The sequence below is a fragment of the Streptomyces sp. NPDC089424 genome (assembly GCF_044749345.1).
Taxonomy (GTDB): Bacteria; Actinomycetota; Actinomycetes; order Streptomycetales; family Streptomycetaceae; genus Streptomyces.
On record NZ_JBIVHU010000001.1, the window covers coordinates 992,136 to 1,017,779 of the forward strand.

The window sequence follows — 25,644 nt, forward strand, 5'->3', positions numbered from 1 at the left end:
TCGTGACCGGTCCTAGGCGTGGTCGTGCGGTTCACCGGCGTGGGCGAGGGCGCTCGGGGTGCGGCGGCCGACGATCGCCGGGGCCTCCTGGACGAGGCTGTCGTCGGTGAGCGCCGCCACCATGAACAGCGCGAAGTCCACCCGGCGCGTGAGGTTGCCGGCCAGCACGGGGTCGCCCACGTGCCGGCTCCACACCGGCAGGCCCTGGCTCTCGCCCTCCTCCAGGCTGCTGCCGCGCACCACGGTCCACCGCGTGCCGCTCGCGAACACCCGTCGGCACGCCTCCACCTGGTCGTCGATCTCGACGGCGCGGACGAGCCTGCCGAGCACGGCGGCGATCCGGACGCCCAGGGTGAACAGCCGCGAGTACCTGTCCTTGCCGTCGCGCGTGATGTGCCAGCCGCAGGAGAAGACCAGCCGCGCACCGGGACGCGCGTGGTCGAGCACCGCCTGGGCCGTGCCCGACGAGTACTGCCGCACGCCCCAGGGCACCAGCACCGTCAGCACTCCGTCGCACCCGGCGACCGCCCGCCGGATCACCTCGGGATCGTTCGTGTGGCCCGGGACGACGGTCATCCGCCCTTCGAACGCGGCCAGTTTGGGCACGCTGGCCTCCCTGCACACGCCGACCACCTCGTAGCCGCGGTCCAGGGCGTGCCCGACCATGTAGCGGCCGAGCTTGCCCGAGGCCCCGACGATGCAGACCTTCGTCACGCGGTCCGCCCGCTCCACCTGATCCGTCCCCATGGTGAGCCCCCTCCACCGATCGCCGACCTTACTTAGTAAGGTACGCTAGCCGTATGCTGTAAGGCAGTCAACGGGCGGGCAACAGGCGGACAGGGAGGGGCAGATGGGCGAGGGCGACAAGGGCCGGCGCGGGGTGTCGGCGCGCACCCCGCTCAGTCGTGAGCGCGTGATCCGTGCGGCCGTCGCGGTGGCGGACGAGAAGGGCTCGGCCTCGCTCACCATGCGGGCGGTCGCCGGGGCGCTGGGCGTCGAGGCGATGTCGCTCTACCACCACGTGGCGGGCAGGGAGGAGATCCTCGACGGGATGGTGGACGCCGTGTTCGGCGAGATCGATCTGCCGCCGCGCGACACGGACTGGAAGAGCGCCATGCGCCACCGCGCGCTCTCCGCCCGTGCCGCCCTGCGGCGCCACCCGTGGGCCGTCGGCCTGATGGACTCCCGCTCCCGGCCCGGCCCGGCGACCCTGCGCCACCACGACGCCGTCATCGGCGCGTTGCGCGCCGCGGGATTCTCCGTCGCCATGACCGCGCACGCCGTCTCGCTGATCGACAGCTATCTCTACGGCTTCGTGCTCCAGGAACTGAGCCTGCCGTTCACGGGCGCCGCGGAACTGGACCAGGTCGCGGGCGCGATCCTGCGCGAGATGCCCGCCGACACCTACCCGCACCTGGCCGAACTGGCCACCGAGCACGTCCTGGAACCGGGCTACGACCACGCCGACGAGTTCGGCTTCGGCCTCACCCTCGTCCTCGACGCCCTGCACCCCGACGAGACCGCGCGGACCTAGGGCCTGTCTGACAATTCCCGTCTGCCGGACGGCGCCATGCGCGCACTCTCGCCGCACCGGGCCCTGACCCGAGTACGTCCAGTACGCGGGTCAGGGCCCGGCGCACCGAGAGCACGCACCTGACGCCGTCCGGCCGCCCTCCGGGCGACGACGCGAATTGTCAGACAGGCCCTAGCGGCGTCCTTCGGGCCTCGGCGTCACCCGAGCCGCAGGACGTCGAGGGCGGTCAGCGCCGTGTGCAGTTCGGTGCGCTCCTCGCCCGACGCGAGGTCGCAGTCGAGGACCCGCTCGATGGTGCGCAGCCGCTGGTAGACCGTCTCGCGGGACAGGTTGCCGCGGCGGGCGGTGGTGGTCTTGCTGCCCGCCGCCTCCAGGTAGTGGCGCAGCGTCGTCAGGAGATCGGTGCCGTGCCGGGTGTCGTGGTCGACGAGCGGGCCGAGGCGCCGTTCGGCGAAGTCCTGGACCCTCGTGTCCGCGCGGAGCGCGAACAGCAGATGGCGCAGCCCGATGTCGGACTGTTCGTGGAACGACCTGCCGTCCGGGAGCGGCCGGCCGGGCAGCGCGGCCTCGGCCACGCGGGCCGCCGCGCGCAGGGAGCGGGCGGCGTCGGCGAGCCGGGTGACCTCCGGGCCCGCGCTCACCACCGCTTCGGGGTGCGCGGCCAGCACCACGCGGCTCAGCCGCTCGGCGGTGGACCGCCATCGCTGCGACGGTCGCGGGGCCAGCAGGACGCCGACCCGGCCGGGGGCCGTCGCGCCGACGAGGGCCGGCACGCCCAGCGTCGTGACCTCCCGGGACAGCCTGCTCTCCAGCCCGGCCTCGTCGCAGCCCGTCCCCCCGTCCGCCAGGACCGCCACGTAGACCGCTCCCTCGGTGGGCAGTCCCAGTGCGGCGAAGCGGGCGCGGGCGTCCTCGGGGGAGTGGTGGCGCTGCTCGGCGAGGTCGCGCAGCGCGCCGCGGTGGGCGGTGCGCTCCCAGGGTGTGGCGTGGATCAGTCGGGCGATGGTGAGGGCCATCGCCGTGCGCTCCAGGACGGTGACGTCCGCGGGCGAGAAGGCGCTCGCCGCGCCCGCGCCCGCTGTGCCCGACGGGGGCGGCAGCATGGCGACGCGCCCCCACCGTTCGCCCTGGTACGCCACCGGCGCCACCAGCCAGCCCTCGGGCCCGCCCGTCCGGGGGTGATCGGCCGGGGGAGTCGACCGGGACCGCCGCTCCCAGCCGGTGAGCGCCTCCTCCACGGTGCTGCCGGAGGGCTCGCAGATCAGGGCCTGGTGCACCAGGTTCTCCAGGACGACCGTGCGGCCGCTCATCTCCGCCGCCGCCCGTACGACGTCCCCGGGTCCCGCGCCCCGCAGGGTCAGCGCGGTGAACGCCTCGTGGATGCGCTGGGTCCGGCGGATCGCGTCCGCCTGATTGCCGAGGAGGAGGGCGTGCACGACCTGCGTGACCTCAAGGAAGTTGACGTCCCTGGCCAGGGTGACGAGCGGCAGGTCCCGTGCACGGCAGGCCGCCACGAGGGCCTCGGGCGGCCGGTGGTAGCGCCGTACGAGTTCGATCACCAGGGCAGCGGCACCGACGTCGGCGAGTTCGTCGACGTAGCGGCGGATGCCCGCCGTGTCCTCGGGCAGCGGCATGCCGGTGGTCAGGACGAGTTCGCCGCCCTTGAGGAAGGAGGCGGGGTCGGTGAGTTCGGTGATGTGCACCCAGCGCACCGGACTGTCCAGGCGCACGGCGCCGGTGACCACCTGGGGCAGGCCGGCCGCGAGCACGGGAAGCGCCAGGACGCCGGCGACCGTGAGGACGCGGCCGCTCCCTGACGTGCCGTCACCCGGTCGTCCGTCGTCCGCCATGGGCCCGTCCGGCGGTTCACTGGGTGCGGCACTCCGGCTCATCCTGCCTCCCTGCCCGTGCGGACACTCTGACAACCGGCACTGACCTGTGGCAAGAGCTGCCCCCGTGCGCGGCGCCGCGCCCAGGAGCCGGGATCCGCCCCGCGCGGTGGACACAACGTCCGGACTCCGGGTCCGCACCGGACAGATCAGGCATTGTCCGCGCCCGCGACCGGCCGCGACGCTCGAAGGGTCGGAGCAGTCCGCAACGCATCGGCCGGGAGACGACCATGACCGCACTGTCGCCGCACCTTCGCCAGGCCACGCCCGTCACGGCGGTCCGGGGCGAGGGCGTTCACCTCTACGGCGAGGACGGCCGCCGCTATCTCGACTTCACCGCCGGCATCGGCGTCACCAGCACCGGGCACTGCCACCCCCGGGTCGTGGCGGCGGCGCGTGAGCAGGTGGGCACGCTCGTCCACGGCCAGTACACGACCGTCATGCACCGTCCGCTGCGCAACCTGGTCGGCAAACTGGGCGAGGTGCTGCCCGACGGCCTGGACAGCCTGTTCTTCACCAACTCCGGCAGCGAGGCCGTCGAGGCGGCGCTGCGGCTGGCCCGCCAGGCCACCGGCCGGCCCAACATCCTGGTCTGCCACGGCGGTTTCCACGGCCGTACGGTCGCCGCCGCCGCGATGACGACGTCCGGCGTCCGCTTCCGCTCCGGCTTCTCCCCCCTGATGAGCGGTGTCGTCGTCACCCCGTTCCCGACGGCCTACCGCTACGGCTGGGACGAGGGGACGGCGACCGACTTCGCCCTGAAGGAACTCGACTACACCCTCCAGACGATCTCGTCCCCGGCCGACACGGCCGCCGTCATCGTCGAACCCGTGCTCGGCGAGGGCGGATACGTGCCCGCGACCCGCGCCTTCCTCGAAGGCCTGCGGGAGCGGGCGGACCGGCACGGCTTCCTGCTGATCCTCGACGAGGTGCAGACCGGCGTGGGCCGCACCGGACGCTTCTGGGGCCACGACCACTTCGGCGTCGCACCCGACATCCTCGTCACCGCCAAGGGCCTGGCGAGCGGCTTCCCGCTGTCCGGCATCGCCGCCCCCGAGGAACTGATGCGCAAGGCGTGGCCCGGCTCGCAGGGCGGCACCTACGGCGCCAACGCCGTGGCCTGCGCGGCGGCCTGCGCCACCCTCGACGTCGTACGCGACGAGAAGCTCGTCGAGAACGCCGAGGCGATGGGTCTGCGGCTGCGCCAGGGCCTGGAGGCGGTGGCGGGGCGGACACCGGGCATCGGCGACGTACGGGGGCTCGGGCTGATGCTGGGCACCGAGTTCGTCACCGAGGACGGCGGCCCCGACCCCGGGACCGCCGCCCGCGTGCAGCGCGCCGCGGTCGACGAAGGGCTGCTCCTGCTGCTGTGCGGCGCCTGGAACCAGGTCGTGCGGATGATCCCGGCCCTCGTCGTCGACGGGACGGAGATCGACGAGGGCCTTCGGGCATGGGCGGCGGCGGTGGAGGCCGGAACGTCCGAAGCGGCGCGGCGATGACCACGGCGGCCGGGAGGCGGACGGCCGCCCGCCTCGCCGGGAGCGCGCCCGGCCTGCGCGTGGATACCGGCCCGGGCGCCACCGGCCCGTACGCCTACGACGCCTCCAACTACCGTGTCCCACCGGTGGCCGTGGCCTTCCCGCGCTCCGCCGACGACGTCCGCGCGGTACTCGCGGCCTGCCGGAGCGAGGGCGTCCCGGTCACCGCGCGGGGCGGCGGCACCAGCATGGCGGGCAACGCCGTGGGGCCGGGTATGGTCCTGGACCTCTCCCGGCACATGAACCGGATCCTGCACGTCGACCCGGTGGCACGCACCGCGCGCATCGAGGCCGGAGCGGTGCTCGACGACCTGCGGGACGCGGCCGGCGAGCACGGACTCACCTTCGGCCCGGACCCGTCCTCGCACAGCCGCTGCACGCTGGGCGGCATGATCGGCAACGACGCGTGCGGCAACCGGTCGGTACGGCACGGCCGGACCAGCGACCATGTCGAGTCCCTGGAGATCGTCACCGCCGGGGGGCTGCGCGCCGTGGCCGACCACACCGGGCTGCACGCGACGGACCCCTCGGACGCCGACCGGGTGGCCCGGCTGGCGGCCGACGTCCGGCGCCTGGTCGAGGACGACCTCGCCGCGATCCGCACCGAACTCGGCCGCATCCCCCGCCAGGTCTCCGGCTACCCGTTGCACCGGCTGCTGCCGGAGAACGGCTTCGACATGGCCCGCGCCCTCGTCGGCACGGAGGGCACCTGCGCCGTCGTCACGGCGGCGACCGTCCGGCTCGTCGCGACCCCTGCGGCGACCGCGCTGCTCACCCTCGGCTACGACGACGTCGTCGACGCCGCCGAGGACGTCCCCGAGATCCTGCGCCACACGCCCACCGCGGTGGAGGGCATGGACGAGGCGATCGTCGCCACCATGCGCGCCCGCCGGGGTCCCGGTTCCGTCACCGGGCTCCCCGAGGGCCGTGCCTGGCTGTACGTCGAACTCGACGGCGACGACGAGGCGGCGGTCACCGCGCGGGCGGCCGGACTCCTCGACGCGCTCAAGGCCCGCGGCCGCATGACCGGCGGTCGCGTCGTCGCGAGTCCGGCCGAGCGGCGCGCGCTGTGGCGGGTCCGCGAGGACGGCGCCGGACTGGCCGCCCGACTGGTCGACGGCGGGGAGTCGTGGCCCGGCTGGGAGGACGCCGCGGTCGCTCCCGGCGATCTGGCGGCCTATCTGCGGGACTTCCGCGCCCTGCTCGCGGCGCACGCGCTGACCGGTGTGCTGTACGGCCACTTCGGTGCCGGCTGCGTCCATGTGCGCGTCGACTTCGACCTGGTCACGGACGCCGGCCGCACCGCCACCCGCCGCTTCCTGCGCGCCGCGGCCGAGCTGGTGGTCGCCCACGGCGGCACGCTGTCCGGCGAGCACGGCGACGGACGGGCGCGCGGCGAGCTGCTGGAGGTCATGTACGGTCCCCGGCTGCGCGGTGCGTTCGCCGCCTTCAAGGCGGCCTTCGACCCGGAGGGGCTGCTCAACCCGGGAGTCGTGGTGGCTCCCGCGCGGCTCGACGCCGACCTGGCGCTGCATCAGATCACGCCCGTGGGAACCGAGTTCACCTACCCCCACGACGCGGACGGCTTCGCGGGCGCGGTCCGTCGCTGCGTCGGCGTCGGCCGCTGCCGCGCCGGGACGGGCGGCGTGATGTGCCCCAGCTACCGGGCCACCGGTGAGGAGCGGCACTCCACCCGGGGCCGGGCCCGCCTGCTCCAGGAGATGCTGCGCGGGCGGACGGTCCCGGACGGCTGGCGCTCCGCCGAGGTCAGGGACGCCCTCGACCTGTGTCTGTCGTGCAAGGCGTGCGCCGCCGACTGCCCGGTGGGCGTCGACATGGCGACGTACAAGGCGGAGTTCCTGCACCGCCACTACCGGCACCGGCTCCGGCCCCGCTCGCACTACACCCTGGGCTGGCTGCCCCTGACCTCCGCCCTGGCCGGGCACGCCGCCCGCCCGCTCAACGCGCTGCTGCGCGGTCCGCTGGCCGGGCAGCTCGCCCGCCTCGGGGGCTTGACGACCCGCCGTGCGATCCCCGCCCTCGCCTCCCGGCGCGCCCTGCGCGAGGCCCTGCGCGGGGCGGACAGCGACGAACCCGCGAGGGCCGTCCTCCTCGTCGACAGCTTCACCCGCGCCTTCCGCCCCGAGGTGGCGGGAGCGGCGCGCCGCGTGCTGCACGACGCGGGCGTCCCCTGCACGCCCCGTACGGGCCTGTGCTGCGGGCTGACCTGGGTCGGTACCGGTCAACTGGCCATCGCCCGGCGGGTCATGGCGCGCACCGTCGCCCGCCTGGACACCGGCGACGAGTCGCCCGTCGTCGTGGCCGAGCCCAGCTGTGCCGCCACCCTGAGGAGCGACGTCCCCGAACTCCTCGGCACCGACGCCGCGCGGCGCGTCGCGGTCCGCGTCCACACCCTCACCGCGGCCCTGACCGACCTGGCGGCCCCCGACTGGGCCCCGCCGCCCCTGCCGGACAGGGTGGTCCTGCAGACGCACTGCCACGAGTACGCGACCTTCCCCGGACGCCGCCCCGCGGACCTGCTGCGGCGGCTCGGCGCCGGGCAGGTCGACGAGGCAGAGGGCTGCTGCGGCCTCGCGGGCGACTTCGGCTTCGAGGAACGGCACTACGACACCTCGATGGCCGTCGCCGGCCTGGCGCTCACGCCCCGCCTGCGCGAACTCCCCGCCGACGGGCCCGCCGTGGTCGTCGCCGACGGCTTCAGCTGCGCCACCCAGATCGGCCACCTCGCCGCTGACCGCGAGATCCACGCCGTCCATCTCGCCCAACTGCTCGACCCCGCCGCCGACCGATCAGGAGAGCCCTCATGACCTGGGACGTACGCAAGCAGCTGTTCATCGGCGGCACCTGGGTGGACGCCGCCGACGGCGCCACCATGCCCGTCGAGGACCCCGCCACCGGCGAGACCGTCGCCCATGTCGCCGACGCGGGGCCCAAGGACGCACGCCTGGCCGAGGACGCGGCGGTACGGGCCCAGCCGGAGTGGGCGCGCACGGCACCCCGGCGCCGCAGCGAGATCCTGCGCCGCGCCTACGAGATCATCCTCGGCCGCACCGACGAGCTCGCCCGGCTGATGACCTCCGAGATGGGCAAGCCGCTGGCGGAGGCCAGGGGCGAGGTGGCGTACGCGGCGGAGTTCTTCCGCTGGTTCTCGGAGGAGGCCGTCCGCATCGACGGCGGCCACGGGATCCTGCCCGACGGCCGCAACCGCATGCTGCTCTCCCGCCGTCCCGTCGGCCCCTGCCTGCTGATCACCCCGTGGAACTTCCCCCTGGCCATGGGCACCCGCAAGATCGGTCCCGCGCTCGCGGCCGGCTGCACGGCGGTGCTCAAACCGGCGCCGCAGACCCCGCTCTCCAGCCTCGCCGTCGCCGCGATCCTGAAGGAGGCCGGGCTGCCCGACGGCGTGCTGAACGTCGTGACCACCTCCCGGGCCGGTGAGGTGTGCGAGCCCCTCCTGCGCGGCGGCCGGGTGCGCAAGCTGTCCTTCACCGGCTCCACCCAGGTCGGGCGGCTGCTGCTCGCCCAGTGCGCCGACACCGTCGTCCGCGCCTCGTTGGAGCTGGGCGGGAACGCGCCGTTCGTCGTCTTCGAGGACGCGGACCTCGACGCGGCCGTGGAGGGCGCGACGGTCGCCAAGATGCGCAACATGGGGGAGGCCTGCACGGCCGCCAACCGCTTCTTCGTCCACCGGTCGGTGGCCGAGGAGTTCGGGCAGCGGCTCGCCGCACGGATGGGGGCGCTCGTCGTGGGCCCCGGCACCCAGGAGGGCGTGGACGTGGGCCCGCTCATCGACGCCGCAGGCCGCGCCAAGGTCGAGCGGCTGGTCGCCGACGCGGTGGAGCGCGGCGCCCGGGTGCTCGTCGGCGGCCGTACGCCGCAGGGGCCGGGCTGCTTCTACCCGCCGACCGTGCTCATGGACGTCGCCCCGGACAGCCGTCTGATGGCCACGGAGATCTTCGGCCCGGTCGCCGCGATCCTCACCTTCGACGACGAGGAGGAGGTCGTCCGGCGCGCCAACGACACGCCCTGGGGACTGGTCGGTTACGTCTACACGGCGGGCCTCGACCGTGCGCTGCGCGTCAGCGAGAGCCTGGACGTCGGCATGGTGGGGCTCAACACCGGCCTCGTCTCCAACCCGGCGGCGCCCTTCGGCGGGGTCAAGCAGTCCGGGCTGGGCCGCGAGGGCGGCCGGGTCGGGATCGACGAGTTCCTCGAGTACCAGTACCTCGCGATGCCCGTGACGCCGTGAGGCCGGTCCGGGCGGCGCCCGTCAGCGCTGCGGGGCTCACCGGCCGGAGGACGGAGGGCGGGACTCCTGGCCGGCGGGGGTGACGACCTCGCCCTGGACGACCCGGGGCGCGGCCTGGTCGCCCGCCTGGTCCGGCCGCTCTCCCGCCGCCCTTGCCTCCGCCTTCAGGATGCGCGCCGACGTGCCCGCCGAGCGGGTCAGTTCGGGAAGCTTCTTGGCAGCGAGGACGGCTATGACGACGATGAGTACGACGGCGAGTTCACTCAGTCCGAACATACCTGGAATCTACAGCACTGTAGAAGGCCGGTGGGCGGGGAAGAGGCCGGGTGTCCGTACGATGGACCGCCCGTGAAGTGCGCGGCAGCGGAAGGGAGACAGGGCGTGACGGATCACCGGGGCCCCCGGCGACGGGGGCAGGGCGAGCTGGAGGTGCAGGTCCTGGCCGCCCTGCGGGAGGCGGACGGGCCCGCGACCGCCGGCTGGGTGCGGCAGCGGCTCGGCGGTGACCTCGCCTACACCACGGTGATCACGATCCTGACCCGGCTGCTGGCCAAGGGTGCGGTGACCCGTGAGCGGATCGGGCGGTCCTTCGCCTGGACGCCGGCCTCGGACGAGGCGGGCCTCGCGGCCCGGAAGATGCGCAAGGTGCTGGACGCCGAGCAGGACCGCGAGGCGGTGCTCGCGAGCTTCGTGACCGCCCTCGCGCCGGAGGACGAGCGGCTGCTGCGGGACCTGCTGGAGCGGGCCAAGGACGAAGGGGAAGACTGAGGCCGCATGGGGGTCTTCGTCTTCCTGCCGCTGGTGCTGCCGCTCACCGCGTGGCCGATCGCGCGGCTCGCCGAGCACCACCTCCACCCGCGTCTCGCGACCCGGCTGCTGACGGTGATGGCCGGCGTCATGGCCGCGTGCAGCACGCTGTGCCTGGGACTGCTGATGGTGGTCGGCACCGCCCAACTCCCCGGCAACCCGCTGCCGGACGGCTGGTCCGACCCCGAGGTCCGCGCGGCCGTCCCCTACGACGAGGTGGCAGGCAAGGCGGCGATCCCCGCCCTGCTGGCCGTCGCCGTGGCGTGCGCCGGCACGCTGGGACGGCACCGGTGCAGGCGCCGCCGCGCGCACCGCGCCCTGGCCGGCCTGCCCGTCACACAGGTCGCGGTCCTGCCCGACGACCTGCCCTACGCCCACGCCCTGCCCGGCGGCGCCCGCGACCGGATCGTGGTCAGCACGGCACTGCTGCGGGCGCTGCGCCCCGCCGAGCGGCGCGCCCTGTTCGCCCACGAGCGGGCCCACCTGGCCGCACGTCATCACCGGTTCCTGCTCGTCGCCGGGCTTGCGGCGCGCGCCAACCCGTTCCTGCGTCCGCTGCGCACGACGGTGTCGTACACGACGGAGCGGTGGGCGGACGAGGAGGCGGCCCAGGCGATCGGTGACCGCCGGACCGTGGCGCGCGCGATCGGCAGGGCGGCCCTGGTCCCGCCTGGTACGCCGCTGCCCGGTGTCGCGGGGTTCGCCGCGTCCGGACCCGTGCCGCGCCGGGTCGCGGCGCTGCTGGGGCCCGCGCCCGCGACGCGCACCTGGCCCTCCGCGTTCACCGCCGTGGGGGTGGCCGCGTGGACGGCCGCCGCCGGGACGGCGGCCTCCGCGATGTCGTCCGCGAACTCCGCCGTGACGCTTGCCTTCATCCTGCACGCCGCGACGCCCTTGTGAACGCCGCCGCGGCAGTCCGGGGGCGACCCGGACGCGGTCACGCCTCCTCGTCGTCACCCTCGAAGAAGTCGCCCGCCTCGTCGACGACTTCGGCGGCGACCATGCCGCCGACCACGCCCACCGCGAGCCCGGCCGCGCCGGCCGCCACGGCACTGCCCGTGCCGGGGCCGGGGTGGTGGTGTCCTTCGTGCCCGTGCGGGGCGTGCGAGCCGTGTGCCGCACGGCGTCCGAGCAACTGCCCGATCCACCCCTCCACTGCGGCGTTCCAGTCCCGTGCGTCCTGGTGCCCGACGGTGAAGCGGGTCAGGGCGTCGTGGCCCTGGGAGAAGAGGCCGCCGCGCCTGTCGGCCTCCAGGACCACCTCCACGCCCGCGGTCGAGGCCAGGAAGGTCAGCTCGATCTCGTTCACCCGGTCGGCGAGGCGCGGGGCGGGGGCGAGCTCGATCTCCTGGTAGAACGGCAGCCGCTGCCCGGTGCCGCCGATCCGGCCGTACTCCAGGTCTGCCGAGCGGAAACCGAACCCGAGCTGCCCGAAGGCCTCCAGGATCGCCTCCTGCGCCGGGAGCGGACCGACGGTCAGCTGGTCCAGGTCGCCCTTGTCCTTGGCGCCGGCCACCGCCGTCCCGGTCCGTACCCCGAGGACGACACCGAGCGGCTGTCCGTACAGCTCGGTCACCGGCGTCTCCCACGGCAGCGTGACCGTGAACGGCACGTTGCGCCGCTCGCCCGCCGCCAGCCGGAAGTCCCCTGCGACGGTGAACCGGTCGAAGACGACGACGCCCTCGCTCTCGCCGTCCTCGTGCTCGGCCTCCACCCGGGCCACCAGTTCCAGGGTGATGTGGTCGATGTCGAAGTCGGCGTCACCGCCCTGGAGGCGGACCGTCCCCGAGAGGCCGCCGCCCGGCCGGGCCGGACCGGGGTCGAGGACCGTGTCCACCGTGGGCCCGCCCACGCCGAGCGAACCGAGCAGCCGTTTGAACACCATCGCGGCGTCCACTCCTTCACGTGCGTCCGTGACGGAACAACCGGGAGGGCCCGGCCGTTCTCTACAAGCGAGTAGAAGCATAGGGTGGCCCGTAGCGCCGCAGGCGGTGTCGAGGCCCACGGCGCGGGAAAGTCCGAAAGACGCCGCACCCTCGCCGCGTCGACGACTTGACCAGCATGCTTTGCTCGTCCTTTACCATGGGGCGAGGGTGTCGGCAGTCGACGCCCGCCCGGACCGACAGACCGAAAAGGAGCCAGGGACCCGCAATGGGTGAGCCTCCCAGTACCAGCCGTGCCACGCCCCACCCACACCACGACTGTGAGGGAACGGGGGTGGCACGGTGACCGAGGTCCTGCTGCTCCTGCTGGCCCTCCTCCTCACACTGGCCTGCGCGGTGTTCGTCGCCGCCGAGTTCTCCCTGACCACCGTCGAGCGCGGTGAGCTGGAGCGGGCCGCCGCCGCCGGTGAGCGCGGCGCCGAGGGCGCGCTGAAGGCCGTACGCCGCCTGACGGTCCAGCTGTCCGGAGCCCAGCTCGGCATCACGGTCACCTCCCTGGTGATCGGCATGCTCGCCGAGCCGTCGCTCGCGACGCTGCTGCGCGGGCCGCTGGAGGCGATCGGCCTCGGCGGCGCCGCGTCGCCCGTCGCGACGGTGCTGGGCGTGGTCGTGTCCACCGTGGTGCTGATGGTGATCGGTGAGCTGGTGCCCAAGAACTGGGCGATCTCCCGCCCGCTCGCCGTCGCCAAGGTGGTGGCCGGTCCGCAGCGCGGCTTCACGGCCGCCTTCGGCCCGTTCATCCGCCACCTGAACAACACGGCGAACCGTTTCGTCCGACGGGTCGGCCTGGAGCCCGCCGAGGAGCTGGCCTCCGCCCGCAGCCCCGAGGAGCTGGTCGCGCTCGCCCAGCACTCGGCCGCCGAGGGCGCCCTGGAGGCCGACTCCGCCGAACTCTTCGTCCGGACCCTGCACCTCGGCGAGCTGACCGCGCAGAACGTCATGACGCCGCGTGTCGACGTCAAGGCCCTGGAAGCACGGGCCACGGCCGCGGACGCCGCGAACCTCACCCACGCCACCGGGCTCTCCCGCTTCCCGGTCTACCGCGCCGGGCTGGACGACGTCATCGGTACGGTCCACATCCGCGACGTGCTCGCGCTGCCGCGGCACCGGCGGGCGCTCACCCCGGTCACCGACCTGGCCACCGCGCCCCTGCTGGTGCCCGACAGCCTCACCGCCGACCGGCTCCTGGAGCGGCTGCGCGCGACGCGCACCATGGCCGTGGTGATCGACGAGTACGGCGGCACGGCGGGCGTGGCGACGATGGAGGACATCGTCGAGGAGGTCGTCGGCGAGGTCCGCGACGAGCACGACCCCGTCGAGGTGCCCGACCTGCTGCCCACCCAGCGGACCGCGGACGGCCGCGCCGCGTGGGAGGCGGACGGCTCCGTGCGTCTCGACCAGCTGGCCGGGATAGGACTGACGGCCCCCGAGGGACCGTACGAGACCGTGGCGGGCCTGGTCGCCACCCGCCTCGCGCGCATCCCCGCCAAGGGTGATGTCGTGGACCTCGACGACGGCTGGCACCTGGACGTCCTCGACGTCGACCACCACCGGGCCGACCGTGTGCGCATCCTCGGGCCCGCGCGGTCCGGGGCGCGGCCGGCGGCGGCGCAGGAACCGACGGGGGAGGCGTCCCGATGACCGTGCTGCAACTCGCCATCGGCGCTCTCACCCTGCTGACCAACGCGTTCTTCGTCGGCGCGGAGTTCGCGCTGATCTCCGTGCGGCGCAGCCAGATCGAGCCCCACGCGAAGGCCGGGAACACCCGGGCCCGGATGACGATGTGGGCCCTGGAGCACCTCTCGGCCATGATGGCCACCGCCCAGCTCGGCATCACCGTGTCCTCGCTGGTGCTGGGCGCGGTCGCCGAACCCGCCATCGCGCATCTGATGGAGCCCGCCTTCGAGGCGGCCCACGTCCCGCACGGCCTGGTGCATCCGATCGCGTTCGTGATCGCGCTCGGCGTGGCGACCTATCTGCACATGCTGATCGGCGAGATGGTCCCGAAGAACATCGCCCTGGCCGCGCCGGTGCCCACCGCCCTGCTGCTCGGCCCGCCGCTCGTCGCCCTCACCCGCGCCCTGCGCCCGGTGGTGTTCGGCATCAACGCCTTCGCCAACGCCCTGCTGAAACTGCTGCGGGTCGAACCGAAGGACGAGGTCGAGGCGGTCTTCACCGACGACCAGCTGGCCCGTATGGTCGTCGACTCCAGCGAGGCCGGACTGCTCTCCCCGGCCGACGGCGAGCGGCTGCGCGACGCCCTGGAGCTGGGCACCCGCCCGGTGGGCGAGATCCTCGTCCCGGTGCCCCGGATGCGCACGGTCGGCCACACGGTCACGCCGGACGGGCTGGAGCGGGTCGCGGCGCAGGCGGGCTTCTCCCGCTTCCCCGTCACCGGGCCGAACGGCAGCGTGCTCGGCTATCTGCACATCAAGGACACCCTCGGTGTCACCGACCGCGACCGCCCGTTCCCGCGCGAGGCGCTGCACCCGGTCACCCGGGTGCGCATCGACACGCCGCTGGACGACACCCTCACCGCCCTGCGCGCCGACGGCAGCCACCTGGCCGCCGTGACCGGCGAGAAGGGCGCGGTCCTCGGATTCGTGACGATGGAGGACGTGCTCTCCGAACTGGTCGGCCCGGCGCCCGCCAGGGCCTGACGCGACCGGGCGGCCGTCCACGACGGCCGCCCGGCACGGCGATGGCTGCCCCTACGGGCTCAGCAACCGCCGCAGTTGTAGTAGGTGACGTCCCAGTGGTTGCCCTCGTCGGCGTAGACGTTGCCGGAGCCGGACCGCCACTGGAGGGCGCCGTCACCCCGCGGGCCGATGTAGGTGAAGGTGTTCTTGATGTAGTTGCCGACGCATGTGTACTTGCTGTAGTCGAGCTTGTAGCCGTTCCAGTGCGAGTACGTCCCCGAGGCGTGCCCGGTCTCCGTACCGCCGGTGATGTTCAGCGCGCAGCCGCTCGCCTGCTTGAGCGTCTGCGCGCCCTGGGCGCTGGCGAGGTTGAGCTGCGAAAAGGACGTACAGGTCGGGTTGTTGCGGTCGGAGCAGCCTCCGGAGGACGACCAGGTGATGCCGGACTGGCGGAACATCGAGGTCGCGGTGGCGTGACTGATCTTGGTCGCGGCATGCGCCGGACCCGCGGTGCCGACGACCGCGACGCCGGGGGCGGCGACGAGTGCCAGCGCGGTCAGCACGGATCGGACCTTGAGAGCCTTCATGGGCTGGACGGCCTGCATGGGGGAACCTTCCTGCGCGGGGCCATGATTCCGGGGTGGGGGGTGGCTGTGCAGGTGGAGCAGACCGCATCGTGCCCGAGGTCTACGCGCGTGCACCAGAGGGCAAAGCGGAACGAACCGGAGGGCTCTGGCAGCGCTTCGGTCACTCGGGCCAGTCGGAGTTCTTGATGACGTCCACGAAGTCGCCGCGGACGAAACCGGGGGAGAAGTGTGCGAGAACGTCCGCCTTGACGTTGCCGAAGGTCGTCTCCGGGCGGTCCTCGATGCCCTCGGTGAAGGCCGCGAGGATCCGGTTCTTGAAGTCCGGTCGGGGATGGGCCGCGACGATCGCCGCGCGCTGCTCCTCGGAGACGGTGTGGTAGCCGATGCCGAGGACGTCCAGTTCCACCCCACGGGTGACGAGGGCGACCTCGGGCGCCATGTGCAGCGGGATCTCCGGGGTGGTGTGCAGCGCGACGGCCGTCCAGACCCGGTCGGCCGGCTCGCCGGTGACGCCGTGGGCGTGCAGGAAGCGCCGGGCCTCGTCGGCGCCGTCGATCTCGAAACGCTGGTCGGTGCGGCGGTAGCGCCGGGTCAGGCCCAGGTCGTGGAACATCGCCCCCACGTACAGCAGCTCCGGGTCGAACGGCAGCCGCTGCCGCAGGCCGCGCAGCGCCCCGAACAGGAACACCCGCCGGGAGTGGTCGAACAGCAGCGGCGGAGCGACGTCCCGCACCAGCTCCGTCGCCTCCCGCGCCAGCGTGCTGTCCGGGATCTCCACGCCCGCGATCGATTCGCTCATGGTTGTCGGCCTCTCTCCGGTCGTTCTTCGCCCTTCGGCGACCTCCTTCAGCGTCACCCGGTGACCTACCCTGGTGCCATGTCCTTGCTGCCATTCGACCCACAGATCCAGACATGACGCGAGTCGCCTTCCTCGTGTTCGAGGGGGTCACCCTGCTCGACGTCAGCGGTCCGCTGGAGGTGCTCCACCAGGCGCGACGGCTGGGCTGTGCCTACACACCGCTTCTCGTCTCCCCGCGCGGCGGCGACGTCCCGACCGCCTCGGGCCTGGCGCTGGCGGGGACCTCGGCGGCGGCCGACGCAGGGCCCGTCGACACGCTCGTGGTCGCCGGAGCCGACCGGCTCGCGGACGAACCGGCGGGGCAGGAACTGCTGGCGGCGGCGGCGACCCTGGCCGAGCGGGCGTCGCGGGTCGCCTCGGTCTGCAGCGGCGCCTTCGTCCTCGCCGAACTGGGCCTGCTCGACGGGCGCCGGGCGACCACGCACTGGCGGCACGCCCGGACACTGGCCCGCCGCTACCCCCGGGTGCGGGTCGAGCCGGACGCCCTCCATGTCCGCGACGGCCGGTACGTCACCTCCGCCGGCATCAGCGCGGGCATCGATCTGGCCCTCGCGCTGGTCGAGGAGGACCACGGGGCGGACGCGGCCCGGCAGGCCGCGCGGGAACTGGTCGTCTTCATGCAGCGTCCCGGCGGCCAGTCGCAGTTCTCCACGGCACTGTCGACCCCGCCGGCCCGCAGCGGTCCGCTGCGCACACTGACCGCGTCCGTGCTCGCCGACCCGGCCGCGGACCACAGCCTGCCCGCGATGGCGGCCGCCGCCGCCGTCAGCACCCGTCATCTGACCCGGCTCTTCCGGACCGAACTGAACACCACCCCCGCCCGCTGGGTCGAGCGGGTCCGGCTCGACCGCGCGCAGCAACTCCTCCTCGACGGGCACGGCGTCACGGTCGCGGCGCACCGCAGCGGCCTCGGCAGCGACGAGACCCTGCGCCGCGCCTTCGCCCGCCACCTCGGCACGACGCCGACCGACTACCGCAGACGCTTCGCCACGACCCGACCTCAGGACTGACCCGCGCCGCCGGGCCTTCAGCGACGGAGGCGGGCGTTCACGCGGGCGGCCCGGCGCAGCAGGTGGTCGCGTTCGGCGAGGTTCGGTGCCTGGTGGGCCGCCTCGGCGTACAGGCGCGCCGCCGCTGTCAGGTCACCGTCGCGCTCGTGCAGGTACGCCGCCACCGCCGCGTACCGGGGCAGCGCGTCGTCCACCTCCGCGAGCGCAGCGAGCCCGGCGCGCGGTCCGTCGGCCTCGCCCACGGCGACCGCCCGGTTGAGCCGGACGACGGGACTGTCGGTCAGGCGTGCGAGCTCGTCGTACCACTCGACGATCTGCACCCAGTCGGTCTCCTCGGCCGTCTGCGCGTCGGCGTGCAGTGCCGCGACGGCGGCCTGGGCCTGGAACTCGCCCAGCCGGTCGCGTGCGAGGGCCGCCTGGAGGATCTCGACGCCCTCGGCGACGGACGCGGTGTCCCATCTGCCGCGGTCCTGCTCGGCGAGCGGCACCAGGCTGCCGTCGGACGCGGTCCGGGTGGCGCGCCGGGCGTGGTGGAGCAGCATCAGGGCGAGCAGCCCGGCCACTTCGGGGTGGTCGATCGCGGCCGCGAGCTGCCGGGTGAGCCGGATGGCCTCGGCGGCGAGGTCCACGTCCCCGGAGTAGCCCTCGTTGAAGACCAGGTAGAGGACGCGCAGCACGGTGGCGACGTCACCGGGCCGGTCGAACCGCACGCCGGAGACGGTGCGTTTGGCGCGGCTGATGCGCTGCGCCATGGTCGCCTCGGGCACCAGGTAGGCCTGGGCGATCTGGCGGGTGGTGAGCCCGCCGACGGCGCGCAGGGTGAGCGCGACCGCCGACGACGGCGTCAGGGACGGATGCGCGCACAGGAAGTAGAGCTGGAGCGTGTCGTCCACGCCGGCGGCGGGCCCCGGCTCCGGCTCCTCGTCGACGAGGTCCTCCCGGCGGCGCCGGGCGGCGTCCGCCCGGGTCGCGTCGAGGAACTTGCGCCATGCCGCGGTGACCAGCCAGCCCTTCGCGTCGCGTGGCGGATCGGACGGCCAGACGCGGACCGCCTCGACCAGCGCGTCCTGCACGGCGTCCTCGGCCGCCGCGAAGTCGGCTCCGCGGCGGACGAGGATCGCGAGCACGCTCGGGGTGAGGCTCCTGAGCAGGGCCTCGTTCATCGACGACGTCACAGGTGCGGGCACTCCGTGACGGTGGGCGGCGCGGCCAGGAACGGGCGCAGCTCCAGCCACTCGTGGATCGGCCTGCCCCCGGCCCCGGGGGCGGCCGACAGCTCCCCGGCCAGCTCGACGGCGCGCTCGTAGGTGTCGACGTCGATCACCATCCAGCCGGCGATCAGGTCCTTCGTCTCGGCGAACGGCCCGTCGGTCACCGGTGGACGCCCCTCACCGTCGTACCGGACGAACGTCCCCTCGGGGGCGAGCGCCTGGCCGTCGACGAACTCGCCGGACTTCTCGAGCCGGGTCGCGAAGTCCCGCATGTACTGCACGTGCGCCGTGATCTCCTCGGGCGTCCACTGCTCCATGGGCACGTCGTTGACCGCGGCCGGAGCGCCCCGGTAGTGCTTGAGCAGCAGATACTTGGCCATGGTGGTTCCCCTCGCCGGCGATGCGGCCCATTCTGGCCGCGTTCACCCCGGGGACGGAGCCGGTCGCGGGTTCTCGACATCGCCGCTGAGAATTCTTTCCGGATCACGCGACTTTCTCCGGATCAGGAGAAGTACGACTCCAGCGTGCCGCGGCGCCGCACGTCGAGCGTCGCGCAGTGGAACGAGCCGCCGAACGGCGCGTAGTGCAGCAGGTCGCACGGAATCGGCTCGAAGCCCCACCGCTCCAGCGCCCGCAGCATGGCGGTGTGATGCCGCTCCGCGATCACCCGCTTCTCGTCGACCATGAGCACGTTCATGCTCAGCCACGCGCCGCACATCGACGTGATCCTCAGCAGGCGCTCGTCGATCGGCTGCGGCTCGGGGGCGATCAGGATGTCCCAGGAGCGCAGCACGTCGGGCAGCCGGTCCACGTCGATGTACTCGGGGTTGACCAGCGCCTTGCCGGGCGCGAGCAGCACGAACGTGGTGTCGATGTGCATGGGCGTGCGGCAGCGGCTCTCGATCTCGTGGATGCGGTAGCGGGGCCCGAGATGGCGGCGCAGCCAGTCGATGCCCATCCCGTTGGTGACGTTGCTCCGGGTGACGAACAGATCCCGTCCCGCCCGAACGAAGTCCGCCGCGTCGAAGACCGGCTCGAACTCGGTGAGGATGTAGCGCATCGGCTCACCGGGCTCCGGGATGCGGAAGCCGGGCTCGAACAGTTCGTCGGTCAGCTGAGGCTTGGGTGCCGCCGTCCAGCGCGCGCCCCGCCGGAAGTAGTCCTTGAGGATCGCGCGGTAGGAGTGGGTCTCGAAGTACCGGCAGGGCCATGCCATGGGCGTCTCGATGATCTCGTCGCCGATCACCAGCATGCTGTCGCGCGGACAGGTGTTGCAGAAGCCGCGCGAGGACCAGTCGGGAGTGCCGTAACGCCGCCGGTGGTCGACGGCGTCCGGACGTCTGACGGTGACGTCGAGCGACTCCAGGAGGGCGATGAACTGATCGAGCTCCTGCTGGGCCCGCTCGATGAGTACGTCGGGATAGCGGAAACCGGCGGCGAGCCGCTGGAAACGCGCCGCCCAGGGCGGAATGTTGCAGGTCACGACCGGGTGTCCGGAAGGGATCGTCGCGCCGTCCAGGCGCCCGACGACGATCTCCTCCAGCGGATCCCACTCGTTGTGCGAATTGACCGGCCCGGCAAGGGGCTCCTCCGCAGCGATGTCGGTCCTCTGTGCCACCGCCATGCTCAACCGCTTTCGGTCGCGGAATGGTAGTAACTCAATATATCCAATCCGTCACCGAAGGTGAACAGCAGGGCCTCTCAGTCGATCACCGCGGTGGCCTCGACCTCGACCAGATGCTCGGGTACGTCCAGTGCCGCGACGCCGATCAGTGTGCCCGGCGGGACCGGCGTGGTCCCGAGCCGCGCGGCCGCCCGGGCGACGCCCTCCAGGAACAGGGGCATCTTGTCCGTGGTCCAGTCGACGACGTACACGGTCAGCTTCGCCACGTCGTCGAAGGAGGCGCCGGCCCCGGCCAGGGCGATGCCGACGTTGAGATAGCACCGCTCGACCTGCGCGGCGAGATCGCCCTCGCCGACGGTGTTCCCGTCGGCGTCCCAGGAGACCTGCCCCGCGACGAAGACGAGCTTCGAGCCGGTCGCGACGGACACCTGCCGGTAGGCGTCGATCTTGGGCAGTCCGTCGGGGTTCATCAGGGTGATGGGCATGCTGCGGCCTCCTCGTTCTCGGAGCGTTGTGCTCTCCGGTGGTTACCCGGAAACCGTAGGAGAGCGTGCGCTGACATGGAAGAACGCACTTTCCGGTGACTGGGGAACCTTTCGGTGACCCAGGACCTGCGAGGACCGTGCGCCGGATCCGGCTGGTGGGGCGCCAGGGCGGGTACGTGAAAGAAAGGAGACGAGTCGACGCATCGATGCGCAAGGCCGGCGGGCCGGGGAAGAAGTTGATGTCGATGATTTCCGACATGGTTCTGGTGCCCACCGACAGCGCGATGCTCCCGGGCGACCTCGTCGTCCCGGCGGCCGCGCACGCGGTGGTGTTGTTCGCGCACGGCAGCGGCAGCTCCCGGCACAGCCCGCGCAACCGCATGGTCGCCGCCGAGCTGCGCGCCGCCGGGATGGGCACCCTGCTGATGGATCTGCTCAGCGAACGGGAGGAGCGGCACGACGCGTTGACGGGCGAGCACCGCTTCGACATCCCGTTCCTGGGCCGCAGGCTGGTCGCCGCCATCGACTGGCTGGAAACACAGCACGACGCCCGGGGACTCCCGGTCGTCGTCTTCGGCGCCAGCACCGGTGCCGCCGCCGCCCTGGTCGCGGCCGCCGAACGCCCGGACCGGGTGCTCACCGTGGTGTCGCGGGGCGGCCGGCCCGATCTGGCGGGCGAGGCGCTGGCCGCCGTACGGGCGCCGGTGCTGCTGATCGTCGGAGGTGAGGACCCGGAGGTGCTGCGCCTCAACCGGGAGGCGGCTGGCCGCCTCGCCGCCCCCCACGCCCTGCATGTGGTGCCCGGCGCGGGCCACCTGTTCGCGGAACCCGGGGCCTTGGAGGACGTCGCCGGCACCGCCCGGCACTGGTGCGACGAGCACCTGCGGGCGGGACGGAAGCAGCCGCTGGGCGAGTGAGGACGCGCCCGCACATTCCCGGGGCAGTGGTGTGCCGCCCGTGACGTCGAGGATCTCCGCCGTCATGACCGTGCCCGCCCCGGGCGCCGTGCCGTCAGGTCGGCAGGGTCGCGAGCCAGTCGATCAGCAGGGCGTTGACCTCCTGCGGACGTTCCTGCTGGATCCAGTGGCCGCAGCCCTGAAGGACGTGCGAGGCGACCAGGCCGGGCAGCGTCGTCGGATAGGCCTCGATCGCGTCGGCGAGCCAGGTGGTGGAGGCGTCCTGGGCGCCGCCCACGAACAGCGAGGGCTGTGTGATCGGGGCACCGTCGTACTCGGCGAGATCCTCCCAGTCACGGTCCATGCTGCGGTAGCGGGCCAGCGCCCCCGCCATGCCGGTCCGCTCGAACTCCTCGGCGTAGAAGTCCAGATCGCGCTCCGTCAGCCAGGACGGCAGCCGGCCCGCCGGGAACCGGTCGCGCAGGCGTCCGCCGCGGCCGAGGAAGTGCGGGTCCGGCGCGCCGGGCGCGGGCATGGTCTCGGCGGACAGGGCGGCGTAGATGCCCGCGAGCCAGCCGCGCACATCCGGTTCGATCTCCGCCTCCGCGCGGCCGGGCCGCTGGAAGTAGGAGACGTAGAACTCCTCCTCCGGGCCCCCGAGCCGGGTGAAGACCTCGCTGGGCCGGGGACCGCCGCGCGGGGCGTAGGGCACGCTGAGCAGTCCGACCGCGCGGAAGACCTCGGGGCGCAGCAACGCCGAGTTCGCGGCGATGGCGGACCCCCAGTCGTGCCCGACGACCACCGCGGTCCGCTCGCCCAGGGCCCGCACGACCGTGGCGTTGTCCTCCACCAGGTGGCGCATCCCGTAGGCGTCCACCGCGTCGGGCCGTGAGGAGCGCCCGTAGCCGCGGACGTCCACGGCGACCGCGCGGTAGCCGGCCGCGGCCAGGGCGGGCAACTGGTGTCGCCATGAGTACCACGACTCCGGGAAGCCGTGTACGAGCAGGACCAGCGGACCGCTGCCCTGCTCCACGAGATGGATCCGGCCGGCGGGGGAGGGCAGCAGGCGATGGGTGGGACCGGTGGCGTGCGTGTCGGACATGGATCCTCCCGGGGGAGCCGATGGGACGGCCGGTGCCGCTGCTGCGCGCTCCGGCCGCAGGGGCCGCACAGTGATCCTTCTGGAGCGGTCCCGCCGGGCGCGAGCCCGGTTGCCGTTTCGGCAAGAACGTGCACGTCGTGACTTCGAGGAAAGGTGGCTCCATGGCAGTGCAGCACCCTGCTGACCGTGGCGGTGGCAAGCGTGGACGGTTCGAACGATTCGCCGAGGCGGCCTCGTTGTTCACCAGTTCGCCGTCCTTCTTCGTCCTGTGCCTGACAGTCGTCGCAGGGGTGGTCGTCACCCATCTGTCGAGCGTCGCGCTGGAGTGGAAGGTCTTCGCCGGCGAGTGCATGACGGCGGTGACCCTGCTGCTGCTCGCCCTGCTGAAGAACTCCGAGCAACGCGCGGAGCGAGCGATCCAGCGCAAGCTGGACGCCATCGCCACCGCCCTCATCGAGTCCCACCTCGGTGACAACGAGAAGGCGTTCGAGGACCTGAGGTCGGCGATCCGGATGGAGGAGGAGACGTGAGTCGCCGGCTGTGACGCGAACCGCCGCCCCGGCGTGGAGACGGCCGGGGCGGCGGGTACGGGCGCACGGCGCCGATCAGGTGCGGTAGGCGTAGTACGCGGCGTTCGGGTACGACGCGATGATGCTCGCCACCGACCGGCGGTAGGTGTTGGTCGAGTGGTACGTCAGGTACGGCACACCCTGGGCGCTGCGGTACGTGACGATCATCGTGTGGTCCTTGGACCCGTCCTTGTCGAAGTCGACCTGGAGCACGTCGCCGACGTCCATCTGGTAGACGTTGGCGAGGCTGGTCACGCGCTGGGAGTTCTGCGCGAACCAGGACCACTCGTTGACGCCGACGAACGAGTGCGACTGGATGTCGGCGGTGCCGAACCACCGGGTGTAGTCGTACACGTAGCCGGGCACGTGCTTCCAGCCGCCCGCCTTCAGGGACTGGCTGACGAAGTTGGTGCAGTCACCGCCCGCGCCCTGCCCGTTGAAGTTCGGGTAGGCCGGGTTGTAGTTGCTCCAGTACTTCTCCGCGTAGGCGGCCATCGCCTTGTAGTCGTAGCCGCTCGCGGTGAAGTTCTTCGGCTTGGACGGCGCGGGGCGCGTGGTGGCCGCGCGCGGGGCCGAAGGCGTCGTGTTGCCCGCCTTGGCCTTGGTGGCGGCCGCGACGCTCGGCGTGGCCGTCTGGTTGATCGCGAGACCGCCGTCCTCGGACTCACGGACACCCGTCAGCCGCCAGTCGCCGTCCCGGTCCGCCTTGAAGGTCAGCCGGTGGTGCGCCTGGAACCCGGTCGTCCGCGGCTCGTCGCCGCGCACCTTCTCGTACGTCAGCGTCGTGGTCTCGGTGACCTCGACGACGGCGTTGCGGCCCTTGACGCTGGTCCGGTTCAGGGTGACGGACGTGTTCGCCGCGCTGTACTTCTCGCCGAGCCGGGCGAGCCCGTCCTTGCGGTCGCCGAGCTCGTCGACGGCCTCGTCCTCGGTGCGGGCGGTCCCGGTGGAGACCGCGACGTCACCGGAGAAGCTGTCGACCAGCGGCTTCTTGCCCTTGGCGGGCATGTCGACCAGAGCGTTGGTGCGGTCGGTGAAGACCGCGTCGGCCAGCCGCTGGAAGGTGGCCTTGGTCCTGGCGTCCACCTCGGGCTCGGCCGGGGCGGACGCGCCCGCGGTCCAGTTGGGCAGCAGCGCGGCGCCCGCGGCGACCGAGGCCGCGGCCGCCGTGAGTATCGACGCGCGACGCCGCGTACGGCTCAATTTCCTTGACTTCACTGAAGTTCCCCTCTTCCCCCGGCGGAGGTATGCCGAGGTAGCGGCATCCTTGCATGGCGTGTGTGGCCGGTGTGAAGGGGGTTGCACCCCTGACGGGGCGGGAGTTACCGGACTGTCATCGCCGCCCGGCGCCCCGCCAGGCCCCCCGGGCGACGGCGCTCACTGCACGACCGTGGACCAGTCCGGGGACTGCGCCGGGTCCAGGCTGCGCAGCCGCTCCAGCGTGGCGGGCTTCTGGACGTCCATCCAGTCCGCGAGCTCCTTGAAGGAGACGCACTTGACGTCCTTCTTGGTGCAGACGGTCTTGATGACCTCGTCGACGGCGTCCATGTAGATGCCGCCGTTCCACTCCTCGAAGTGGTTGCCGATGAACAGCGGTGCCCGGCTGCCGAAGTAGACGCGGTTGAAGCCGGCCATGTAGGCGTCGACGGTCTCCTGCCGCCACTGCGGATACATGGCCGGATCGCCGTCGGTCTCCCCGTCGGACTGGTTGTAGAGGAAGTTGAAGTCCATGGACAGGCCCTGGTACTTGCCGCCCTCGTACGGGAGCATCTGGAGCGGGAAGTCCCAGATGCCGTTCTTCTTCGTCGGCCAGATCTGGAAGTCGCCGGCCGAGCTGGCGTCGTAGCGCCAGCCGTAGTCCTTGGCCGCCTTCAGCAGGTTCTCCTGGCCCTCCAGACAGGGGGCGCGACCGCCGGTGACGGCCTTCTTGATGTCGAAGGGCAGCGGGTCGAGGTCCGTGTAACCCGTGTTGGTCTTCCACTTCTCGACGAAGGCGAAGAACTGGTCGATCTCGCTCTTCCACTCCGCGACACTCCAGTCGCCGCCGCCCTGCGGTCCGCAGAAGTGGCCGTTGAAGTGGGTGCCGATCTCGTTGCCGTCCTCCCAGGCGCCGCCGAGCTGCTCCAGCGTGGTGCGTATGTGCTCGTCGGTGGGGAAGCTGATCGCCGCGGTCCCCTTGTCGTGCTGCGGCGGGGAGTAGAGGTCCTTCTTGCTCTTGGGCACCAGGTAGATGCCCGTGAGGAAGAAGGTCATGTGGGCGTCGTACTCCCGGGCCATCTCCCGGTAGTGCGAGAAGAGCTCGTCGTCGCCCTGGAGGGCGCCGTCCCAGGAGAACACCACGAACTGGGGCGGCTTCTCACCTGGCTTGAGCGGCACCGGCTTCAACTGGTTCTTCTGCGGGCCGGTGAAGGACGTCGAGCCGTCGCCGAGCACCTTGGTCCTGCCGTCCCACGGCTCCTCGGTGGCCCGCGAGTCCCCGTCCTGCCGGTTCTCGTCCTTGGCCGAGGCGGTCGCGGTGGTGTTGCCGGTGCGCGAGAGCACCAGGTATCCCCCGACCAGGGAGGTCACGACGAGGAACGCCGCCAGGGTGATGAAACCCGGGCGGGCGGCGGGACGGCGGGGTTCGGGGGCCTTGCGGCGGCGGCCCGACGGCTGTTTCATCTTGCGGCTCAATCTCTCGG

Annotated in this window: 24 protein-coding genes; 11 read left to right on the forward strand and 13 right to left on the reverse strand. The window is 72.9% G+C overall.

What is annotated here, in order from left to right:
- Positions 1-12 precede the first annotated feature (12 nt).
- Positions 13-747, reverse strand: coding sequence for an NAD(P)-dependent oxidoreductase (locus ACIP2X_RS04415; RefSeq protein WP_401667314.1), 735 nt, complete (start codon positions 745-747; stop codon positions 13-15).
- 103 nt (positions 748-850) lie between these two features.
- Here ACIP2X_RS04415 and ACIP2X_RS04420 point away from each other — a divergent pair, with 103 nt between their 5' ends.
- Positions 851-1,534, forward strand: coding sequence for a TetR/AcrR family transcriptional regulator (locus ACIP2X_RS04420; protein ID WP_401667316.1), 684 nt, complete (start codon positions 851-853; stop codon positions 1,532-1,534).
- 197 nt (positions 1,535-1,731) lie between these two features.
- On the opposite strand, the gene ACIP2X_RS04425 is transcribed toward ACIP2X_RS04420, so the two are convergent.
- Positions 1,732-3,384: a PucR family transcriptional regulator gene (locus tag ACIP2X_RS04425; RefSeq protein WP_401668858.1), complete on the reverse strand. Its 1,653-nt coding sequence runs from the start codon at positions 3,382-3,384 to the stop codon at positions 1,732-1,734.
- 269 nt (positions 3,385-3,653) lie between these two features.
- Here ACIP2X_RS04425 and ACIP2X_RS04430 point away from each other — a divergent pair, with 269 nt between their 5' ends.
- Genes ACIP2X_RS04430 through ACIP2X_RS04440 form a run of 3 tightly spaced genes read left to right on the forward strand, consistent with a single transcriptional unit; the run spans position 3,654 to position 9,231 of the window.
- Positions 3,654-4,922 (forward strand): aspartate aminotransferase family protein, encoded by a 1,269-nt coding sequence (locus ACIP2X_RS04430; protein WP_401667319.1) that lies wholly within the window; start codon positions 3,654-3,656, stop codon positions 4,920-4,922.
- Complete coding sequence (locus tag ACIP2X_RS04435) at positions 4,919-7,789, forward strand: FAD-binding and (Fe-S)-binding domain-containing protein (RefSeq protein WP_401667322.1); 2,871 nt, start codon at positions 4,919-4,921, stop codon at positions 7,787-7,789. The genes ACIP2X_RS04430 and ACIP2X_RS04435 overlap by 4 nt, the downstream gene beginning before the upstream one ends.
- Positions 7,786-9,231: an NAD-dependent succinate-semialdehyde dehydrogenase gene (locus ACIP2X_RS04440; protein ID WP_401667324.1), complete on the forward strand. Its 1,446-nt coding sequence runs from the start codon at positions 7,786-7,788 to the stop codon at positions 9,229-9,231. Before ACIP2X_RS04435 ends, ACIP2X_RS04440 begins: the two co-directional genes overlap by 4 nt.
- 36 nt (positions 9,232-9,267) lie before the next feature.
- On the opposite strand, the gene ACIP2X_RS04445 is transcribed toward ACIP2X_RS04440, so the two are convergent.
- Positions 9,268-9,507 (reverse strand): twin-arginine translocase TatA/TatE family subunit, encoded by a 240-nt coding sequence (locus ACIP2X_RS04445; RefSeq protein ID WP_401667326.1) that lies wholly within the window; start codon positions 9,505-9,507, stop codon positions 9,268-9,270.
- A 105-nt stretch (positions 9,508-9,612) separates the two neighbouring features.
- Between ACIP2X_RS04445 and ACIP2X_RS04450 the strand changes: the two genes are divergently transcribed.
- Positions 9,613-9,999 carry a BlaI/MecI/CopY family transcriptional regulator gene (locus tag ACIP2X_RS04450; protein ID WP_401667328.1) on the forward strand — a complete coding sequence of 129 codons (387 nt, stop codon included), beginning with the start codon at positions 9,613-9,615 and terminating at the stop codon, positions 9,997-9,999.
- Positions 10,000-10,005: 6 nt separating this feature from the next.
- Positions 10,006-10,938, forward strand: a complete 933-nt coding sequence (locus ACIP2X_RS04455) for a M56 family metallopeptidase (RefSeq protein WP_401667331.1) — start codon at positions 10,006-10,008, stop codon at positions 10,936-10,938.
- Positions 10,939-10,975: 37 nt separating this feature from the next.
- Here ACIP2X_RS04455 and ACIP2X_RS04460 read toward each other — a convergent pair whose 3' ends face one another.
- Positions 10,976-11,923: a sporulation protein gene (locus ACIP2X_RS04460; protein ID WP_401667333.1), complete on the reverse strand. Its 948-nt coding sequence runs from the start codon at positions 11,921-11,923 to the stop codon at positions 10,976-10,978.
- Positions 11,924-12,263: 340 nt separating this feature from the next.
- Here ACIP2X_RS04460 and ACIP2X_RS04465 point away from each other — a divergent pair, with 340 nt between their 5' ends.
- Positions 12,264-13,622 (forward strand): hemolysin family protein, encoded by a 1,359-nt coding sequence (locus ACIP2X_RS04465; protein ID WP_401667336.1) that lies wholly within the window; start codon positions 12,264-12,266, stop codon positions 13,620-13,622.
- Complete coding sequence (locus ACIP2X_RS04470) at positions 13,619-14,641, forward strand: hemolysin family protein (RefSeq protein WP_401667338.1); 1,023 nt, start codon at positions 13,619-13,621, stop codon at positions 14,639-14,641. Before ACIP2X_RS04465 ends, ACIP2X_RS04470 begins: the two co-directional genes overlap by 4 nt.
- A 59-nt stretch (positions 14,642-14,700) precedes the next feature.
- On the opposite strand, the gene ACIP2X_RS04475 is transcribed toward ACIP2X_RS04470, so the two are convergent.
- Together ACIP2X_RS04475 and ACIP2X_RS04480 are read right to left on the reverse strand one after the other, a co-directional pair.
- Positions 14,701-15,207, reverse strand: a complete 507-nt coding sequence (locus tag ACIP2X_RS04475) for a hypothetical protein (protein WP_401668861.1) — start codon at positions 15,205-15,207, stop codon at positions 14,701-14,703.
- Between the two features lie 160 nt (positions 15,208-15,367).
- A complete protein-coding gene (locus ACIP2X_RS04480; RefSeq protein ID WP_401667340.1) occupies positions 15,368-16,006 on the reverse strand; it encodes an HD domain-containing protein in 639 nt (212 codons plus the stop codon).
- Between the two features lie 113 nt (positions 16,007-16,119).
- Here ACIP2X_RS04480 and ACIP2X_RS04485 point away from each other — a divergent pair, with 113 nt between their 5' ends.
- On the forward strand, positions 16,120-17,076 hold the full coding sequence (locus ACIP2X_RS04485; protein WP_401667342.1) for a GlxA family transcriptional regulator: 957 nt from the start codon (positions 16,120-16,122) through the stop codon (positions 17,074-17,076).
- Between the two features lie 17 nt (positions 17,077-17,093).
- On the opposite strand, the gene ACIP2X_RS04490 is transcribed toward ACIP2X_RS04485, so the two are convergent.
- From ACIP2X_RS04490 to ACIP2X_RS04505, 4 genes are all read right to left on the reverse strand, one after another.
- On the reverse strand, positions 17,094-18,239 hold the full coding sequence (locus tag ACIP2X_RS04490; RefSeq protein ID WP_401668863.1) for an RNA polymerase sigma factor: 1,146 nt from the start codon (positions 18,237-18,239) through the stop codon (positions 17,094-17,096).
- An 8-nt stretch (positions 18,240-18,247) separates the two neighbouring features.
- The gene (locus ACIP2X_RS04495; RefSeq protein WP_401667345.1) at positions 18,248-18,667 is read right to left on the reverse strand and encodes a YciI family protein; all 420 of its coding nucleotides are present in this window, start codon (positions 18,665-18,667) and stop codon (positions 18,248-18,250) included.
- 122 nt (positions 18,668-18,789) lie between these two features.
- Positions 18,790-19,911: an amidinotransferase gene (locus tag ACIP2X_RS04500; RefSeq protein ID WP_401667348.1), complete on the reverse strand. Its 1,122-nt coding sequence runs from the start codon at positions 19,909-19,911 to the stop codon at positions 18,790-18,792.
- Between the two features lie 77 nt (positions 19,912-19,988).
- Complete coding sequence (locus ACIP2X_RS04505; RefSeq protein ID WP_401667350.1) at positions 19,989-20,396, reverse strand: RidA family protein; 408 nt, start codon at positions 20,394-20,396, stop codon at positions 19,989-19,991.
- A gap of 245 nt (positions 20,397-20,641) precedes the next feature.
- On the opposite strand from ACIP2X_RS04505, the gene ACIP2X_RS04510 reads away from it, so the two are divergent.
- Positions 20,642-21,313, forward strand: coding sequence for a dienelactone hydrolase family protein (locus tag ACIP2X_RS04510; RefSeq protein WP_401668866.1), 672 nt, complete (start codon positions 20,642-20,644; stop codon positions 21,311-21,313).
- Between the two features lie 94 nt (positions 21,314-21,407).
- Here the strand turns inward: ACIP2X_RS04510 and ACIP2X_RS04515 are convergent, their stop codons facing one another.
- On the reverse strand, positions 21,408-22,394 hold the full coding sequence (locus ACIP2X_RS04515; RefSeq protein WP_401667353.1) for an alpha/beta fold hydrolase: 987 nt from the start codon (positions 22,392-22,394) through the stop codon (positions 21,408-21,410).
- A 161-nt stretch (positions 22,395-22,555) separates the two neighbouring features.
- On the opposite strand from ACIP2X_RS04515, the gene ACIP2X_RS04520 reads away from it, so the two are divergent.
- A complete protein-coding gene (locus tag ACIP2X_RS04520) occupies positions 22,556-22,924 on the forward strand; it encodes a low affinity iron permease family protein (RefSeq protein ID WP_401667356.1) in 369 nt (122 codons plus the stop codon).
- 75 nt (positions 22,925-22,999) lie between these two features.
- Here the strand turns inward: ACIP2X_RS04520 and ACIP2X_RS04525 are convergent, their stop codons facing one another.
- Together ACIP2X_RS04525 and ACIP2X_RS04530 are read right to left on the reverse strand one after the other, a co-directional pair.
- Complete coding sequence (locus ACIP2X_RS04525) at positions 23,000-24,181, reverse strand: amidase domain-containing protein (RefSeq protein ID WP_401667358.1); 1,182 nt, start codon at positions 24,179-24,181, stop codon at positions 23,000-23,002.
- Between the two features lie 159 nt (positions 24,182-24,340).
- Positions 24,341-25,624 (reverse strand): hypothetical protein, encoded by a 1,284-nt coding sequence (locus tag ACIP2X_RS04530; protein ID WP_401667361.1) that lies wholly within the window; start codon positions 25,622-25,624, stop codon positions 24,341-24,343.
- Positions 25,625-25,644: the final 20 nt, after the last annotated feature.

Bases quoted from the DNA above. Each gene is read 5' to 3' on its own strand.
- ACIP2X_RS04425 (WP_401668858.1), bottom strand. From the start codon at position 3,384: ATGGCGGACGACGGACGACCGGGTGACGGCACGTCAGGGAGCGGCCGC.
- ACIP2X_RS04470 (WP_401667338.1), top strand. From the start codon at position 13,619: ATGACCGTGCTGCAACTCGCCATCGGCGCTCTCACCCTGCTGACCAAC.
- ACIP2X_RS04480 (WP_401667340.1), bottom strand. From the start codon at position 16,006: ATGAGCGAATCGATCGCGGGCGTGGAGATCCCGGACAGCACGCTGGCG.
- ACIP2X_RS04440 (WP_401667324.1), top strand. From the start codon at position 7,786: ATGACCTGGGACGTACGCAAGCAGCTGTTCATCGGCGGCACCTGGGTG.
- ACIP2X_RS04515 (WP_401667353.1), bottom strand. From the start codon at position 22,394: ATGTCCGACACGCACGCCACCGGTCCCACCCATCGCCTGCTGCCCTCC.
- ACIP2X_RS04505 (WP_401667350.1), bottom strand. From the start codon at position 20,396: ATGCCCATCACCCTGATGAACCCCGACGGACTGCCCAAGATCGACGCC.
- ACIP2X_RS04455 (WP_401667331.1), top strand. From the start codon at position 10,006: ATGGGGGTCTTCGTCTTCCTGCCGCTGGTGCTGCCGCTCACCGCGTGG.
- ACIP2X_RS04495 (WP_401667345.1), bottom strand. From the start codon at position 18,667: ATGGCCAAGTATCTGCTGCTCAAGCACTACCGGGGCGCTCCGGCCGCG.
- ACIP2X_RS04510 (WP_401668866.1), top strand. From the start codon at position 20,642: ATGATTTCCGACATGGTTCTGGTGCCCACCGACAGCGCGATGCTCCCG.
- ACIP2X_RS04435 (WP_401667322.1), top strand. From the start codon at position 4,919: ATGACCACGGCGGCCGGGAGGCGGACGGCCGCCCGCCTCGCCGGGAGC.
- ACIP2X_RS04420 (WP_401667316.1), top strand. From the start codon at position 851: ATGGGCGAGGGCGACAAGGGCCGGCGCGGGGTGTCGGCGCGCACCCCG.
- ACIP2X_RS04490 (WP_401668863.1), bottom strand. From the start codon at position 18,239: ATGAACGAGGCCCTGCTCAGGAGCCTCACCCCGAGCGTGCTCGCGATC.
- ACIP2X_RS04430 (WP_401667319.1), top strand. From the start codon at position 3,654: ATGACCGCACTGTCGCCGCACCTTCGCCAGGCCACGCCCGTCACGGCG.
- ACIP2X_RS04460 (WP_401667333.1), bottom strand. From the start codon at position 11,923: ATGGTGTTCAAACGGCTGCTCGGTTCGCTCGGCGTGGGCGGGCCCACG.
- ACIP2X_RS04445 (WP_401667326.1), bottom strand. From the start codon at position 9,507: ATGTTCGGACTGAGTGAACTCGCCGTCGTACTCATCGTCGTCATAGCC.
- ACIP2X_RS04485 (WP_401667342.1), top strand. From the start codon at position 16,120: ATGACGCGAGTCGCCTTCCTCGTGTTCGAGGGGGTCACCCTGCTCGAC.
- ACIP2X_RS04415 (WP_401667314.1), bottom strand. From the start codon at position 747: ATGGGGACGGATCAGGTGGAGCGGGCGGACCGCGTGACGAAGGTCTGC.
- ACIP2X_RS04520 (WP_401667356.1), top strand. From the start codon at position 22,556: ATGGCAGTGCAGCACCCTGCTGACCGTGGCGGTGGCAAGCGTGGACGG.
- ACIP2X_RS04500 (WP_401667348.1), bottom strand. From the start codon at position 19,911: ATGGCGGTGGCACAGAGGACCGACATCGCTGCGGAGGAGCCCCTTGCC.
- ACIP2X_RS04530 (WP_401667361.1), bottom strand. From the start codon at position 25,624: ATGAAACAGCCGTCGGGCCGCCGCCGCAAGGCCCCCGAACCCCGCCGT.
- ACIP2X_RS04475 (WP_401668861.1), bottom strand. From the start codon at position 15,207: ATGAAGGCTCTCAAGGTCCGATCCGTGCTGACCGCGCTGGCACTCGTC.